The sequence below is a fragment of the Paenibacillus sp. J31R120 genome (genome assembly GCF_056269225.1).
The window spans coordinates 552,054-567,278 of sequence record NZ_JBWDNN010000002.1 but is presented as its reverse complement, the minus strand read 5'-3'; the positions used below and the strand labels follow the sequence as shown (position 1 = coordinate 567,278).

The following is a 15,225-nucleotide window of genomic DNA, read 5'->3' as shown; positions in this document are numbered from 1 at the left end:
TTCTCGAAAATCATAATTAACGATAGCCTTTCAACCATCATAGATACATTATACCTTGACTCGTACTTGCATGACCACACGCAGCGGATCATACGCTCGGAGCATTCGTGAGCCGTTCAGGCAATTTGGTGGATAGACCATACAATGCCCAGACCGGAAGGGCCGCCCAAGTTCAAATTCAAGGTGAGGCCGCCGGTAACATAGACTAACGTGATTTGATCGCCAGCATTTAACTCCAAGTCTCCAGCGAGCGCTACGTCACCGGAGGCTAGAATAACTCTTATTGTCAAGAGCAATAGGATGCTTACGTCCAGTATAGACAATACTCCGTTAAGAACATCCGTAGTGACAGGGCCAGGAGCTGTTCGTCTTATACGGAAGGACGGAAAAACGCCAGCTCCCGTCTGCACATTAATAGCGGCTGTTGTTGTATAGTTAATCGTCGCTTTAATAGAATATCTTCCCGTATTCGGAACGGTAAATATGCCGGTAACAGGGTTAAAGCTTGCATTTCCATAGTATGGACTTGCCACAGACCAATTACTTAACACAGTAGTACTGTTCACAGTGAGGCTCGTAATTTGCGCCGAAAATCCCGTCGTGGCAAAATTAGGGCCTGTTGGACCTGTTGGACCTGTTGGGCCGGTTGCTCCTGTTGGACCTGTCGGACCCGTCACTCCTGTTGGACCCGTCGGGCCTGTGGGGCCGGTCGCGCCCGTAACTCCTGTTGGACCTGTGGGGCCTGTGGCACCGGTCGCTCCTGTCACTCCAGTTGGGCCTGTCGGGCCCGTGGCACCGGTCGCTCCTGTCACTCCAGTTGGACCTGTCGGGCCCGTGGCACCGGTCGCGCCCGTAACTCCTGTTGGACCTGTCGGGCCTGTGGGGCCGGTCGCTCCAGTTGGACCCGTCGGGCCGGTCGCTCCTGTCTCTCCAGTTGGACCCGTCGGGCCGGTCGCGCCGGTTGCGCCTGTCACTCCAGTTGCACCTGCCGGGCCTGTAGGGCCGGTCGCGCCTGTCTCTCCAGTTGGACCTTCCGGGCCCGTGGGGCCGGCCGGTCCAGTTGGGCCGGTCGGACAAACCTTTTCTTCCGTTCCATCGCAATATAAAGGACAACAAATCGTGTGTCTTTTTCTCGTTCCATCGACAATTCCCTCAACGCCGTATTCACAGCCCGGACCGCATCCAGAGCTGCAGCCCGTCTTGCATCCGCATGATTTCATATGCGACCCTCCTTCTTTCAAGTCACATGGACAGCCATTATTATTACATGTTGAAACCTGATATGTTGCTTATGCCATTGACCTTCTCCTTCATCCGTATTTTAGTAGAATAGGCGAATGACACAATTATGATCATTAGCCTTCAAACGTATAACCAATTACTCCATTCAATCATCTAATATAGTCAGGGATACTGGAAATCGGGCAGGAAAGGAAGTGAATTGGCTTGAGACTATTTGGGCGCACCCCCAGAGAAAAGCTCGTTTATCTCTTCATTTTATTATCTCTGCTGGAGTCGAAGAGATCTCGTATAGCTGCCAGACGAAGACGCAGAAAAAGAAAACAGACTTCTCAATGGCCTATGTTTATGCCCGCAAAAAAAACGCAAAAACGCCGCCGCGTTAAGAAGATACCCTGCAGCCGGCATCCTGTCGATTACACAGCATGGACCCCCCCTCCCGTCGACCCGCCTATTACGCAAGCCGATCCATCAAGCCGATTGATTGAGAAGGAATGCTGTGGCAATCTCTTGTTTCAGGAAAACCAGTATGCCCCGCAGCAAATATGGAAAAGCGCCCCCCTAGTTCAGGCGGCGCTTACACAAATATCGGTTTATAATGAGCGCTCAAGCTCCGGATATATGGAGGTTGTCGTAACGGGGCAGAATAGATCCAGCATACTAGTCCAGCCTGGCAATACCGGAACCTTAACCGTACCCAATGTCAGATCGGTTCAAGTATCCGCGCCAAACCAACCTTCTGAGCAAATTGAAGGAAAATATTTGATTACCTCATTTTTTAAGCTTAAGGCTCACAACGGGTGCCGATCACGCTAAGCCATTCAACATTAAGGAAGATGCAGCTCTCGCTAAAACCTATAACGTTTTTATCCGAAGCAAGGCTAAGTCATCAAGCAAGCGGATAACGGACTGTCGCGCAGAACTCCCCTGCAAAAGGTCCTTCGCCAGCAGCTGCCACAGGGAGGATGACTTGCAATTCATTAAATCTTCGGAAGGTAAATGAAGTGCTGGTACCCGGTGTAAGCGTTATGGGTGTGCCAATAACGGCATTATTTGCTCCAATCGCTTGAACCGTAATAGGCTCCGGGCCAGAGTCGTATTGCAGATACCCCGTGGCAACCAGATTCTGACCGAAATTATTGGTATACACGCTAACAGTAACGACTGCCGCTGCACCGGTGGGAACCTCGCCCGCCCAAGGCATACACACCTTGTCTTGCACATATTCCTGATCCTTACAACATGTCAACGATACGCTCGAACAGTTGCATGCCATCTTCAAATCCACTCCCCGAGATTTTATTCATATAAAAAACTAAGAGACGGGGTACCTGGTCGTGATGCAAAACTCTCCCTGGTAAACTCCAGCCGTAGCCGGAATGGCTACCTGTATAGTCGTAAAGCGACGACTCGTAAAAGAAGTACTCTGTCCGGGAGAAAGAATAAACGTCTCCAAAGCCGTTCCACCGCTATCGAGGATTTCGAGAGTAATCTCATCAGGTCCGGTTGTGTACTGAAGATATCCTGTTCCAACAATATTTCGATTGATGTTATTGGAATAAACGACTACATCGTTTGCCGCTGCGCCGCTTCCATTCCATGGATTGCACACTTTGTCTTGCACATACTTCCTATCGGGGCAACAAGACAATGAGGATGAAGAACTCTTGCATCCCATATGCAGAGCAACTCCTTTATTAAATAGTTTCCTTTACATATGAAATGCTGAATATGCTTGATTTGCGTGGATTTTTACCTACCATTATTATTGTTTTGATAGGTTTCAGAACCGCACAAAAAAACCGTCAGGGTTGATTGCATTCCCTAACGGTTTGTTAATAGTATTCTGGTTTCTCACACCGCTCAAGAAACGAGAAAATGTGCGTTGTGCGTCAAGCAGCAAGCTCCTGCTTGCACTTCAGCTCAACGAGCAGCGCGTGCAATTGCTCTGTTGCAAGCCCATGCAGCACGAGCCGGAAGCCGGCACTCAGCGTTGTCATCGGCACCATTGGATGCTTGTTGTTAATGAGCGCGAGCCGGTCGTTGCTACCAATGATTTTCGAAGCGAGAATGCCGATCGTTTCATCTAATTGCAAGGAATTGGTCGCACGCCAGAAGTCGTTGTCAGACAGAAACAACTGGTAGACCGGCGTGAAGCACTCGATCGCCGTCGTGAGGTCCATGAAGTTCGTCCACCGCTTCGGCAGAGGCTCAATTGGCAGAGGCGCAGACGTAATGGCTGCGAAGTTAAGATGCTCCTGCTTCGTTACCTCAATTCCCTTCTCCCGCAATTCCTTGTTCAAGTTAATGACGAAGTTGTATAAGTTCAGGTCATGAATAAGGAATAGATCATCCTTCACCGGTTCCAGATTCGTGGGCTTAAGCGGATTCATCGTGATATTCACGCCCGGCACATTGTCGCGGATGAACTGCAGCACCTCCGACCCGAGGTAGAAGTGACGCAGAATCATATAGTTCGCGCTCGGACTGACAAATCTACGCATGCCCCAGTACAGCACTCGGTGCAGCAACCGGGAAGATGTGAACGCCTTAGGTATGATGATCTTGTAGATTTGCAGCAAAATGATCATGAGGCGGGCAAGCGGGCGCAGCAGCGGAAGCAGAAACTGCCGTGACCGGCTCGAGCAATCCTTCAAATAGGCAGCCTTCGCTTCTTCATTGAACGGAATACTCTGATCGAGATAGATCGCCAGAAAAGGATTCGGGTCGTCCCGGTCATGCGTCATATTGCGGAAATAATCCGACTCGCTCATACGCAGTTCAACTCCTCTAGTTGCAGCAAATACAGCCGTGCAGTCGTCTTGGCCGTCTTGACGATACGGGCCGCGATGTCTGCCGTTAGCAGCGGGTGCTGCACAACCGTCTCCAGCCGTTCGAAGTGCAGCTCATCGGAATCGCTATGATAGAGCAAGAAAGATACCTGCTCGTCGCTCAGCCCAAGCTGATCGCGAATCATTTCACCCCAATATCGGGCCATCCGGCAGCCTAGCCCCTCGATAATCCACATCGCTCCGATCAAGTCTACGGGATTGTCGCGGCTTGCACGCTGGAATAGATAGGCGGACAAAGCCTCGCTGCCGATATTTTTCTCCCCCGCCTGGATAGCTGCCAGATCTCCTCCGACGGATACATAATTGCGCTCCAGAATTTGAAAATCCCGGTGCTCGTCGCTCGCATGGGCAATGAACGTGGAACGCAAATCGATATTTTCGATTGGTATGTAGGACGCTGCGCGCGCGATCCATTGCGATCCGTCGATGACTTGCTGGCGAATATTCTCCATCAGTGACTTATAATCGTTCATTGTGAATTTCCCTTGGTACAGCTTATGAATAACGGGCACACGGGCAAGCTTCTGCTCGAAGTCGATCCATACGCGCACGAGCTGGCGAACGAGCTGGGCCTGTATATCATTCGTGTTATCGTATTTCAGCTTCGGCGCTTCTGGTTCCCGCTCCTCGAAAGGCGTCCGAGGCACCTCATCCTTCGACCCAACAACAGTCATCAGCATATACGAGGTCTGGAACCGGCCGCTCTCCGGCACCATGCACAATACGCGCTCTCCGGGTGACAGCTTGCCGCTGGCCAGCAGCTCCTCCAGCATAATGTAGATCGATGCTGCTCCCGTATTACCCCGCGTGTACAAATTCGTGAACCATTTCTCCTCCGGAATGATTAAGCCTCCGAGCTTCAGCAGGCGGAATATTTCGTCGCGGAAGAAGTGCGAGGAATAGTGGCACACCATCCAATCGATGGAAGTCGGGTCGATGCCACCTTCCTCTACAAGCTCGAAGAAGCGGTCGACTCCGACCTTCGGCATTTCGTTCACGAGCCGGATATCCTGCTTCAGATTGACCGCGCCATCGTCGGCTGCGTCATGTACCGACGGATAGTCATGCCAGCTGGCATGCTCCTTATTGTCCTTGTTCACCCCGGCGTACATGCATACGTCATAGCTGTTCGCATACGACTTGTTGTCGATCCACTCAATTCGAAGCGATAAGCCGCTAGGGGCAGGGCTATTCTGCAAGATGGCCGCACCTGCTCCGTCCGACAGCATGAAGCGGAGGAAATCGGTATCGAATGGTACGGCACTATCTCTATAGCCCTGCTGCGCTTCGAATCGCGTATGCTTGAAGACGCGGCTTGGAAACTCGCTTGCGCAGGATATCGCTGTGCGGCTCTCGCCTGACAGCACTTGCAGATAGGCATTCTTCATTGCCTGCATGCCGCTGGCGCATACGCCGTGATGGGTTGCGATTTCCATTACAGGCAGATCTGTTTCAGCATGGACCATACTTGCAAAGCCGGGAACGAGCAGGTCTCCCTGCGTCGTGCCCACGGCTAGAAAGTCAATGTCGTTCTCATCTGCACTCGGATTGCGTTTCAACGCATCACGGATGGCGAGAGCCGCCATCTCGGCGTTGCTGTACAAGCTGCGCTGCTCCTTGTCGATGGCATAATGGCGATAGCGGATTTTATTTTGCTCAAGAATGCGTCGCATGGACTTGGAGCTCTTGCCGTTAATTCGTCCCAGGTAATCTTCCATTTCTTCATTCCGGACAGGCTCTCCCGGCAGAAACTTCCCCATGCTCGTCACATAAACATTGTTCATCCTGCAAACCTCCCAATGGATATGGTATATCATCCATAATCGCTGATAAGGAGCTGTACAGGTAGTTCCATCTTTTTGTAGTACTGGTGCATCATGCATATCCAGAATCAATTTTGTGACATGACGACTTTCTATCCTTTCGGCCAACGATGAGGCGCGACATGCTGCAGCATGCTGCAAAAAAGGGACGCCCACTGCTCCAAGGATAATGAAAGAACCATTTGCTCGCGGTCAACGTTTGCCAGTTTCACAGAAGCTTTGATCTGCGCAGGCGTGAAAATCCCCTTTAAGGCATGAACCGCTGCAATCCGGGGCTCGCGCAGCAAGAGCTTGGCAAATCCCACAAACCGGACGCCTTGCTGAATGGGAATTAGCGGACCCTCTCTTCGCTCAATACACAGTACGGCAGCATCCACCCGCGGCGGCGGAGCGAAGTGTGTGCGAGGAATGACCGTTCGCATCTCCAATACAAAATGCATTCTCCACAACAACAAACGCGGGTCCAGAGTCTCGGTCTGCGTTAACCGACGTGCAGCTCCTTTTTCTACAATCAGCACTCCCCGTTGAAACGCCCTTCCCTCGGGACCAAACAGCTTCTCAAGAATAGGCGTTGTAATGGAAAAAGGGATGTTCGCTACCACATGAAATGCTTCCTTAGGCAACCTCAGCAATCGGATGTCGCCTTGAATAATCCGTATGCGGGGATCTCCTTCCGCTTTTGCGCGGAGAACGCGAACAAATTCCGCATCCATCTCCACTGCAATTACTTTGCCAGCTTGATCGGCAAGCGGGAAGGTCAAGCTTCCTTTGCCTGCGCCGATATCAAGCACGGTGTCCGATGAGCTTAACCGGGCCGAAAGAATGAATTGCCGAATCGTCTCGGGATGATGCAGTAAATGCTGTGCCGAGAAATTAGATTTATGTGTTCTTGCGTTACCTTGCTTCTTGTTTTGTTTTCGCATATGATTCTCCCGTTTCGTTAATTTTTCGCAAAACAAAAAAAACGCAGGCATATGCCTGCGGCGAAAAACGGAAGAAAACAAGCTGAATCATGCACATGCAAACAAACGTATGGCACCATACAAAGTTGGCAGACGTTTCCCATGCACATATACACTTTTGCATACGCAAAAAAGAGACAGACTAGCTGTCCCTTGTTCTCCGATACGATCGGGATGTCCTAAAATGGGCAGACTGATTCCGTTTTACTCCGCACGCAGGCAGAGCCTTTGCTCACTATGAAATTTAGTGGGACAAAGGAACAAAACGAATTCTTCTAGTCAAAGCACCCAACATTAGAACAGCCCTCCTTAGCTTGAATTGGACCTATTTTAGCACAGATATGCGCTAGTCGGCAAGAAGTATAGTTGCGTAGCGGTACTGAACGCGACATGCAACTGCTCTCCAGACTTGTGTGCAGGTGCCCCCTACTCATCGCTTCCATTTCAAGTTAACATAAATGATAATACACATATTGCCGATTACTGTTGAACGATGAGTTCGACAAGCTTTTGAATTATCCCGCTTGAGTATCGGCAGTTACGAAGAGTTAGAAGAAATATCAATAAGAGAATTGAAGGGGCAATTTGAAAATGAAAAAGTGGCTTCCATATGCAAGCATCATTTTAAATGTCGTGTTGGTTGGGATCATCCTAGTTATTTTCAATGGGAATAATAGAGAGGACGCCAAAGCTTATCCTGACGGATCTATCTATACGGGCCAAATACGCGAGCAGCAGGCTAACGGTATAGGAGAAAAACATTATCCGGACGGAAAAGTGTTCACAGGTACATGGAAGAATGATGCCATCAGCGGATTTGGCCAAGCTCTCTCCCCAAATGGAGCCTATTATATTGGAAAGTGGTCGGAAGGCAAACATGATCAAGTCGGCATTCGCCGGGACATGAAAGGAAGCTTTTACTATGGAGAATTTTCGCTAGGACAAGAAAGCGGTCAGGGTGCCCTCTTTTTAACGAGCAATGATGCATATATCGGTTCATGGCTTGATGGAAAACGACACGGCTACGGCACATATATCTACCAAGATGGAACCATCTATTCGGGAGAATGGGAAAACGGTGAAAAATCCGGACAAGGCAAGGAATTTTTTGAGGATGGTGATCATTATGCCGGTGAATATAAATTCGGACAGTTTGACGGACAAGGTATCTATACTTTTCAGAATGGCAGTCAATTTGAAGGGGTCTGGAGTTCTGGCAAGCGAAACGGAGAAGGAACGCTGACAGACATCAATCGCACTACCTACACAGGTGAATGGTATGGTGACTGGGACGACAATACTGCTGAGGACATTGTAACCGCGGAGTACTTGAATGGCGAAAGTGCTCAGGGACAATATAGGGACGGGGAATTTATAAGAGAATAAGTATTGGTCTATGAAGCATTCGCGAAGGCATGGCCTCTCGGCTATGCCCCGTAGTTCGCTAACTTCTTCAAGCACTTGCACGCTGTGCGTGCTTGCTACCAGTGACCAAGGTGAGTCCGCAGGTCAGAATCAGAATAATCCCGGCTGATCCTTAATATTGCCAAGGCTGGTAAAAGCGGAGTTAAGTCCTGCCACATACCTCTGCTGTTCTTGCGCGACTGTAATACACGATGATTTCGGTGTCAATACGCTTGTCATGCAGCAGTTGGTGTAGCCGGCGGTGTCCGCTCTTTAAATCGCCATAGATGCACGCAGGAAGAGCGAGAATGGCCGCCGAATCGTACAGGCATAACCCCTGCATCGATCAACTATGCCGTGAGAGGAAGAGTCATTATGGATTGGGAAGCTCATATCGAGCGGTGGAGCCGCACTGCTGTCCAATTGCTGGATATTCGGCAGTATCGTATGGAGAATGGAACTGTACCTGATCACTATGGGGCGCATACCTGCTTTTTCGTAGTGACTACTAGCGGAGAAGCGAAACTGGAGCTGTCGGGAACGATCTATCGAACGCGCTCCCTTCACATTCTGCATGTAGGAAAAGGAGCAACGCTGCGCTTTATGCCGCTGGCAAACGACTTTGCCTGCTATCTGATTCTGTACAAAGCCGTTTGCATCTCGCAGGAGGATCAAGAGGGCTTCCATTTGCCGTATGCTTTTACTCCTTATGCATCGCTGCCTCTACAGGAAAAGTGCCAAGAGATGGATCGTTTGTGGCAGCAATCAAATCCGATGGACAAGCTGCAGGCGCAGGCTGCCTTCCTTCCGTTTGTGTACGAGGTGATGCGACAGATCCGTTCGATCGCAACGGAAAACAACAAAATAAATGTGGTAACCGAAGCGATCCACTATATTCATGAGCACTACAGAGATTCGATGACAGCCGAGGATTTGGCCGGGATGTATAGCTGCAGCACGAGCTACTTGTCCCGCTTGTTCAAGAACCAAATAGGAATAGGCCCGATCGAGTACCTGATTCATGTACGCATTCATAAATCGAAGCAGTTCCTGTTGAAATCAGAGGCTCGAATTCAGGAAATAGCAAGCAGCGTCGGCTATGCAGATGTCTATTATTTCAGCCGCTTATTCAAAAAGCACGCTGGCTGCTCTCCTCTTCAGTATCGCGAGATTAATGGGCAGACGGTTCAGCATAATCCATTTCCTTTGCTAAAATCGTCCATTGTATCTCTAAATCTTACTTCCCATAATGAGAATGAGAGTTATTATCAACAGATTGGGGAAGGGGACACATCGATGTTCAGATTTTCAAGACCAACGCTCGGAGTGATGATGCTGTTATGTACGGCACTGCTTCTGAATGCATGTCAGACAGGCAGTAAAGATAGCGATACGGAGAATACAGCCCTAGAAACGCGTATTTACGAGCATTTGCAAGGCCAAACGTCTATTCCAGTAAAGCCACAGCGCGTGGTTAGTCTCTTCCATTTGGGGGAATTGATGGCGCTTGGTGTAAAGCCGGTAGGTACAACAAGCTTTGTCCTGAAAAATCCGCTGTTAAGCGATACCTCCGATATTGCAGATATTGGCGTTCCGCCGGATGCGGAAAAGATTCTGTCGCTGGAGCCTGATTTGATCGTGACAACAGGACCATTCGCGGAGGTATTCGAAGGCGGGTACGAAGCGCTGAGCAAAATCGCACCAACGATTGTTGTGGAGCAGCACAATGATCCGATCAAGGATGTCGAAATGTTCGGCGATATTCTCGGCAAGCAGAAGGAAGCGCAGCAATGGAATGAGGCGTTTGCGGCAAAAATAGCCGATTACAGAGAGAAGATTAGCCCGTATGTTGGAGCCGATGAAACCTTCTCCATTCTGAATGTGCGGACTGGCAGCCTATTTGTTTACGGTGACACGAATATGGGAGGCAATATTATCTACAAGTATCTGGGCTTGAAGCCACAGAAAAAAGTAGAGTCCGATGTCATTCATGGCGAGACATGGGAAATATCTGCTGAGGTGATCCCGGATTTCATCGGCGACCGGTTGTTTCTGGCTGTCAATGAAGGCGCAGAGGAAGACATGAAGAAGCTGGACAGGCTTATTCAAAATTCCCCAGCCGGAAAAGCGGGAAAAATCTACAACATTGACTTTAATCAATTTCTCCCCAGTGATCCGATTTCCGTCGAACAGCAGCTGAATATTATCGTTGATTTGCTAAAGAAATAAAGCCTGCCAGGAAGTAACCTTTGGCAATGTTACTTCCTTCAGCAGGCTAGATAGTTTGCCCTGTGCTTCGAGCTAAAACAGCTTGCCAATGACGAACAAATCCCGCTCCGTGCGGATATCTCCAGCATTGGCAAGCTGCAGCCTAGGTGAATAGCTGTTCTCTATCTCACATGCTATGCATTCTTATCCATTAACGCCGGAATATTGATTTCTTTGACACAGGCTGCTTTGGACAAGCTAACCACACATCTCACTAGGGAAACCATATCTTGAAGCGGAATCCGTGTGCCGCCATAGGCAGCAAGAGCGCGTTCAGCCCCTTCTTCATACGGAATTTCGGCTGCCAGTTCACCAGGATTAATACACGTCACAGCAATGCCATCCTCTCTCGTATGCTCCCTAAGCGCCTCTGTAATTCCCCGAATCGCAAATTTGGATGCCACAAACGAAACTTGACTGCTGTTCGCATTATTCAAGCCTGCTGTCGAACCAATCAAAATAATTTTCCCTGCATCAGATCTGCGAAGCCGCGGCAATAAGGCTTGAATACATACAATGGCGGAAGTAATGTTCACTTGAATCAGATGTTGGATGTCGGCAGGCTCATCGTTATCGAACGTATAGTGATCCTCAAAACCCTCCTTCTCCCAAATACCTACATTGTAGATGAGAACATCCAATGTTTCATTCTGCAACTTTTCTTGAACAAGTGCGGCTGAATGAAGGTCAGACAAATCCGTCGGTATCCACTCCCGCTGAATGCCGTCCTCTACATCCAAGCTCTCGGGCTTGCTGCGAGCAACGACCCATACTTTATCTCCTTGCTGAGGAACTCCTCTTACAAATGCATCCCCCAATCCCTTGCTGGCTCCAAATACTATATATGTTTTCATCCTTATTCTCCTTTATTTGAATTGAGCTAAACCCCTGCTCTTCATACGTTCTATCGACTCTTTTGTTGCAAATGTCAGTTAGCGCGGTAAAGTTTGGTTTAAATCATATGTCGTCACGATCTTTCATTCCCACTATTGAAAAGTTATGGTATCTTTGAAAAGCGGCAGATTTTTCCTGTCTGTACAGTTTTCCCTTACTATTTTCGCCCATCGAAAGGGGATGTTTCTCAAATGACAATTCATGTAATGGTGATGAACGCCTAAAATTGAATACGGGCAGCATGCGCTTCTAGACAGTCTCTTACGTTCCGGCTCCAGTTAGCTCTACAGGAGTTGTGTGTACGTCTATTTGAGCTTGCATTCGTGCCCAAGTTGTCAAAGTAACCTTTCGTGAATACTGTTAACTGCAGGCACACTCGTTGAGGTGTGTTTTTTGTTGTTGTCCAAAGAAGCGCAGCAGAACAGCCCATGCACAGGAATGGCTGCTTGCTGCGCTTCTTTGTCATGTCTTTTTTCTGAAAGCATGAAAGTTATTTTGCATGAAAACAAACATAAAAAACTTGGAGGCAAAAAATATCATGAATACAAAGATTGAAGATTACGGTATTTCTCCTATCCATGAAACAACAGAACCCCCCGGTCTCATTCCGGGACGAATCACCGCCGTACACAGGGAACGCTATGAGGTTGTCTGCAAGCATGGAGAGATTGGAGCAAGGCTCAAGTCCGGTATTTACTATAACGGAAATGCGTATGAACTGTTCCCTACAGTTGGGGACTATGTACGGCTCCAGTATAATCCCGGCGGCGACAGCTTGATTGTAAAGACCGATGAGCGCAAGTCGTCTTTCTCACGCAGTGACTACTCCGGTCATGGTGCAGCCTATGTGAAGAGCATACTGGAGCAGCTGGTTGCGGCCAACTTCGACTATGTATTTATTATGGCTTCGCTCAATTATGATTTTAATGTGAAGCGGATTGAACGTTACTTGACGATGGCCTGGCAGAGCGGAGCTCAGCCTGTCATTGTACTGACCAAAGCCGATCTGTCCGATCAGGTATCCGAACAGCTTCAGCAGGTCAGAGAGATTGCGATCGGTGCAGACGTATTTGCCATCAGCTCCAAGACTGGCGACGGACTAGATGAATTGAAAGGCTACTTGCAGCCGCGCAAGACCATTGTATTTCTTGGCTCATCCGGCGTTGGCAAATCCAGTCTGGTAAATGCGCTGGCTGGAGAAGAAATGATGAAGGTTTCCGGCATTCGCGAGGAAGACTCCAAAGGCCGCCATACCACGACCCACCGCCAGCTTATGCTGCTGAACAATGGCGTAATGGTAATTGATACACCCGGTATGCGCGAGTTGGGGCTATGGGATGCTGATAGCGGGATTAGCGAGACGTTTGCAGATGTGGAGGCCTTGTTTCACCAATGCAAATTCGCAGATTGTACTCATGAGAAGGAGCCAGGCTGTGCAGTCAAGCAAGCGATTCATAACGGCGCACTTAAGGAGGATCGCTGGCAACGTTACCTGCAATTGAAGAAGGAAAATTTGTTCGTAGCCAATAAGGCTGCATACCTTAGGGAGAAGGATAAATGGCATAAATTATCCGTCATAGACAAGCGAAGGAAAAAGTAAGGACATATCCTCCCCCTATTCCCTTTCCGAAAAAGAGAATAAAAGATAGGAAGGGCATATCAAGCAGTCATGACAACGGCTTGATATGCCCTTTGTGTGGGAGGTTTTCAACTAAAAATCAAAGGAAAAGTAAAGGTAACCAAAGCAGCCCACACTCCGTAGACCGGCAAATACTTTGTAACGGCATCTTGAATGATAGTCGGTCCCGCTTTATTTCCCAGAAAACGCACATAAGAAAGTATAATCCAAATGAGATTGGCAAATATGAGCAGGTTTACGCCTAATACAGCAATTCTGTTGGGCGTAATCCCATAAGAAGAAAGCCTGAACACGATAGCCGATAAAGCAATGCCATCAATGATAAGAGCAAGAGCGATGAGAGCAAAGCTAATATAATCGGAAACGTTCTTCTTCTCACCCGTGCCGCGTTCGGTAATGGTGAAGATGGTGACGGCTAATACGCTAAGGAGCACTCCGTTGAAAAGGAGCAGGAAATTGCGATCCAAGAACGGATTTTTTCCAATCCAGATAACCGCTAGTAAGTAGACCAACAATGTGGCCAAAACAAGCGGACTAAAAATTTTGGCGATATAAGGCGCTATATGTTTTGCAAGCTTAGTGTCCCTCGTGACCAAATAGGCTGCTACGATCGCCAAAGCAGCGGCACCGAATAAAACGACGTTGCGAAAATAAAATTCCGAAATGTCCGTACCGATGAATTGAAATAACTGCATGGTTATTGCGGTTAGTATCATTCCGCATATAGCCATGCAAGCATATAAAATGCTAAATTCCCCGTTAAATTTAAGATAAGCCAATCTTGCGCTTCCTCTGCCGTATTCATTTCCGGTAAACGCCAGACCCATGACTACCCATAAGAAAATAGGCAGATGAAGATAAGCCATGATGATGCTGTCTTTATCGTCTAGCGGGAGCAAGTTCAAATAAAATCCGGAGAGCAGAAATAACGATGAAAGGATATAGATTAGCTTTCTATTGGCGGGGTTATGATACACAAAATAAACAGCTATAAAGGGAAGTATTCCGAAAATAAGGTTTATAGGGGCTATTGCTTCCTGTTCGGTAAAATGAAAAAGGAGCCTCGTGCTAATCCCGGCCAAGATTGCTAAAATGCCTATGAGCCATAACTTTTTGAATATAAAAGGAGGCTTTTCCGTGTTTTCCGTCTCCTTGAAATGCAGTCTTTCCTGCCAAACGGCAAGAACCTGCGAATCGGGGTTTTGTTCCCATGCATAGGAGAACGACTTTTTGAACAGATCGGGTTCCATTCTGAACAGTCTCTCCAACTCACGGGGATTATCCATGTTCTCTGTAATTAGGTTGATGCTGCCCATCGTTATGCCTCCTCTCCTCTATGCTTAGACTTCATCGTCTTTGTATTCCAGTATATCTCCCGGCTGACATTCCAAATGCTTGCAAATGGCCTCCAGTGTTGATAAGCGAATCGCTTTCGCCTTTCCGTTTTTCAATATAGAGAGATTAGCCATCGTAATGCCAACCCTCTCCGAAAGCTCTGTTACGCTCATTTTTCGCTTAGCCAACATCACATCAATATTAATTATAATCGCCATAATGTTCACCTCAGACCGTCAGGTCATTTTCTGATTTGATAGCAATAGCCTCTTTCAACAGCTTCTGAAGAACGGCGGCAAAAACAGCAATAACCATGGAGGCAAAAATGATAACCATCCCGATTATGATAATTCCCGGGGCATCATCTTTGTCCGCCACGAGATAGAATAGCGGCATGCTTAACGCAAACCAACCGCTGATTGCAATCGCGCAGTTTTTGATGTGCTTCAAAGCTCTCACAGATAATTCCGAGAACGCAATGCTCTTGTCGATGTAGCTTAAAAGCTGAAGCGCTTGATATAAAGCGATGTAAAAAGGAATCGCCGGCACATACAAGGCAATGTACACGAGAGCTTCCATATACGTTTTATCCGGATACAATTCCGTAGCGAAATTCGCGATCTCTGGCACCAGAAAGATGCACAAAGCAAGAATCGCAATTCCCATTAGAGCAATAGTCATCTTCAAAAAGAATGTTGTTCCTCGTCTCATAAGAAAGCCCCTCACTTCATTAAATTAGTTCTATAATAACATATATTTATCGTTTTACAATAAAACTATGACGAATTTAGATATATTTTTGTTGTTAC

The 15,225-nt window shown here is 48.0% G+C and carries 14 protein-coding genes; 4 read left to right on the top strand and 10 right to left on the bottom strand.

From position 1 onward, the window contains the following. Positions 1–116: 116 nt before the first annotated feature. Positions 117–1,220 (bottom strand): BclA C-terminal domain-containing protein, encoded by a 1,104-nt coding sequence (locus AC0YNW_RS09100; protein WP_475831668.1) that lies wholly within the window; start codon positions 1,218–1,220, stop codon positions 117–119. A 361-nt stretch (positions 1,221–1,581) separates the two neighbouring features. Between AC0YNW_RS09100 and AC0YNW_RS09095 the strand changes: the two genes are divergently transcribed. Beyond that, positions 1,582–2,055, top strand: coding sequence for an S-Ena type endospore appendage (locus AC0YNW_RS09095; protein ID WP_475832196.1), 474 nt, complete (start codon positions 1,582–1,584; stop codon positions 2,053–2,055). 73 nt (positions 2,056–2,128) lie between these two features. On the opposite strand, the gene AC0YNW_RS09090 is transcribed toward AC0YNW_RS09095, so the two are convergent. From AC0YNW_RS09090 to AC0YNW_RS09070, 5 genes are all read right to left on the bottom strand, one after another. Beyond that, a complete protein-coding gene (locus AC0YNW_RS09090; RefSeq protein ID WP_387470281.1) occupies positions 2,129–2,515 on the bottom strand; it encodes a DUF3992 domain-containing protein in 387 nt (128 codons plus the stop codon). Positions 2,516–2,554: 39 nt separating this feature from the next. Next, positions 2,555–2,917: a DUF3992 domain-containing protein gene (locus AC0YNW_RS09085; RefSeq protein WP_387470283.1), complete on the bottom strand. Its 363-nt coding sequence runs from the start codon at positions 2,915–2,917 to the stop codon at positions 2,555–2,557. 214 nt (positions 2,918–3,131) lie between these two features. Further along, positions 3,132–4,013 carry a DUF6999 family protein gene (locus AC0YNW_RS09080; protein WP_475831667.1) on the bottom strand — a complete coding sequence of 294 codons (882 nt, stop codon included), beginning with the start codon at positions 4,011–4,013 and terminating at the stop codon, positions 3,132–3,134. Further along, entirely contained in the window at positions 4,010–5,875 is a 1,866-nt protein-coding gene (locus AC0YNW_RS09075; RefSeq protein WP_475831666.1) for a 3-oxoacyl-[acyl-carrier-protein] synthase III C-terminal domain-containing protein, read from the bottom strand. Before AC0YNW_RS09075 ends, AC0YNW_RS09080 begins: the two co-directional genes overlap by 4 nt. 131 nt (positions 5,876–6,006) lie before the next feature. Then, on the bottom strand, positions 6,007–6,837 hold the full coding sequence (locus AC0YNW_RS09070; protein ID WP_475831665.1) for a ribosomal RNA small subunit methyltransferase A: 831 nt from the start codon (positions 6,835–6,837) through the stop codon (positions 6,007–6,009). A 630-nt stretch (positions 6,838–7,467) separates the two neighbouring features. Between AC0YNW_RS09070 and AC0YNW_RS09065 the strand changes: the two genes are divergently transcribed. Together AC0YNW_RS09065 and AC0YNW_RS09060 are read left to right on the top strand one after the other, a co-directional pair. Next, the gene (locus AC0YNW_RS09065; RefSeq protein ID WP_475831664.1) at positions 7,468–8,262 is read left to right on the top strand and encodes an MORN repeat-containing protein; all 795 of its coding nucleotides are present in this window, start codon (positions 7,468–7,470) and stop codon (positions 8,260–8,262) included. A 393-nt stretch (positions 8,263–8,655) separates the two neighbouring features. Next, positions 8,656–10,509 carry a helix-turn-helix domain-containing protein gene (locus AC0YNW_RS09060; RefSeq protein ID WP_475831663.1) on the top strand — a complete coding sequence of 618 codons (1,854 nt, stop codon included), beginning with the start codon at positions 8,656–8,658 and terminating at the stop codon, positions 10,507–10,509. A 173-nt stretch (positions 10,510–10,682) separates the two neighbouring features. Here AC0YNW_RS09060 and AC0YNW_RS09055 read toward each other — a convergent pair whose 3' ends face one another. Next, complete coding sequence (locus AC0YNW_RS09055) at positions 10,683–11,402, bottom strand: SDR family NAD(P)-dependent oxidoreductase (RefSeq protein ID WP_475831662.1); 720 nt, start codon at positions 11,400–11,402, stop codon at positions 10,683–10,685. Between the two features lie 578 nt (positions 11,403–11,980). Here AC0YNW_RS09055 and rsgA point away from each other — a divergent pair. Further along, positions 11,981–13,042, top strand: coding sequence for a ribosome small subunit-dependent GTPase A (rsgA, locus tag AC0YNW_RS09050; protein WP_475831661.1), 1,062 nt, complete (start codon positions 11,981–11,983; stop codon positions 13,040–13,042). A 107-nt stretch (positions 13,043–13,149) separates the two neighbouring features. Here the strand turns inward: rsgA and AC0YNW_RS09045 are convergent, their stop codons facing one another. Genes AC0YNW_RS09045 through AC0YNW_RS09035 form a run of 3 tightly spaced genes read right to left on the bottom strand, consistent with a single transcriptional unit; the run spans position 13,150 to position 15,127 of the window. Beyond that, on the bottom strand, positions 13,150–14,397 hold the full coding sequence (locus tag AC0YNW_RS09045) for a DUF4153 domain-containing protein (RefSeq protein WP_475831660.1): 1,248 nt from the start codon (positions 14,395–14,397) through the stop codon (positions 13,150–13,152). A gap of 24 nt (positions 14,398–14,421) precedes the next feature. Beyond that, positions 14,422–14,634, bottom strand: coding sequence for a helix-turn-helix domain-containing protein (locus tag AC0YNW_RS09040; protein ID WP_119800105.1), 213 nt, complete (start codon positions 14,632–14,634; stop codon positions 14,422–14,424). Between the two features lie 10 nt (positions 14,635–14,644). Further along, positions 14,645–15,127 carry a DUF2975 domain-containing protein gene (locus AC0YNW_RS09035; protein ID WP_475831659.1) on the bottom strand — a complete coding sequence of 161 codons (483 nt, stop codon included), beginning with the start codon at positions 15,125–15,127 and terminating at the stop codon, positions 14,645–14,647. Positions 15,128–15,225 lie beyond the last annotated feature (98 nt).